The organism is Streptomyces sp. A3M-1-3 (assembly GCF_024213665.1).
Taxonomy (GTDB): domain Bacteria; phylum Actinomycetota; class Actinomycetes; order Streptomycetales; family Streptomycetaceae; genus Streptomyces.
Map to the genome: position 1 here is coordinate 1 of NZ_JANAVP010000082.1, position 1000 is coordinate 1000.

General features: G+C 66.2%; 1 protein-coding gene. It reads left to right on the plus strand.

What is annotated here, in order from left to right:
* Window positions 1–63: 63 nt before the first annotated feature.
* Entirely contained in the window at window positions 64–978 is a 915-nt protein-coding gene (locus NLX86_RS34250) for an IS982 family transposase (RefSeq protein ID WP_254375725.1), read from the plus strand.
* Window positions 979–1000: the final 22 nt, after the last annotated feature.

A 1000-nucleotide genomic window follows, 5' to 3' on the forward strand; every position in this document is an offset into this window, starting at 1 on the left:
ACTAGATGATCGATTCCAAGGGATGGGTTGCGCGCATGAGACGAGGGCGTCCAACGTCAGTGTGTGAAGACAGAGTTGGACACCCTCGCGACCGCACTCTATGTGAAGACCGACGACCTGCTGAAGGCGTCTCCGAATCTCGCGCCATGGCGGCCGGCCGTGGGGATCGCCCCGCAGCTCACCGACGCCGAGCTGGTCACACTGGCGATGATGCAGGCCATGCTCGGCTTCACCTCCGAGGCCAGGTGGCTTCGCCACGCCCGTTCCCACCTGCGGCATCTCTTCCCGTACCTGCCCAAGCAGCCCGGCTACAACAAGCGGCTGCGCAAGAGCGCCGGACTGCTTCGGCGTGTCACCCGGCTGCTGGCCACCGACACCTCCGTGTGGAGCGACGACGTGTGGATCGTGGACTCCACGCCGGTGGAATGCGGCCGTTCGCGCGAGACCGTCAAACGTTCCGACCTGGCCGGATGGGCCGAGTACGGGTACTGCGCCAGTCACAGCCGCTTCTTCTGGGGCCTGCGGCTGCACCTGGTGTGCACCCTCCAGGGCCTGCCTGTCGCCTTCGCCCTGACCGGCGCCAAGGCCGACGAGCGCGAGACCCTGCTGGACATCCTCGCTGCCGAACCCGGCCTGGTCGCCGACCGGCCCGCCCAGACGCTGATCGGCGACAGGAACTACTTCGGACGGGGCTTCGAGCACGAGCTGGCCGAGCAGCACATCCGGCTGCTGCGGCCAGCCCGCAAGGGCGAGCCGGAGCGGCCCGGAGCGCCCCTGTTCAAGCCGTTGCGGCAGGTCATCGAGTCGGTCAACGAGACCTTCAAGGGTCAACTTGATCTCGAACAGCACCGAGGACGCACACCTGGCGGTGTCGTCGCCCGTGTCATGCAGCGAATCCTCGCGATGACTGCCGCGATCTGGCACAACGACCACACAGGACAGCCCGTCCTGCGCTCACTGACCGCTTATGACCACTGATCCCTTGGAATCGATCATCTAG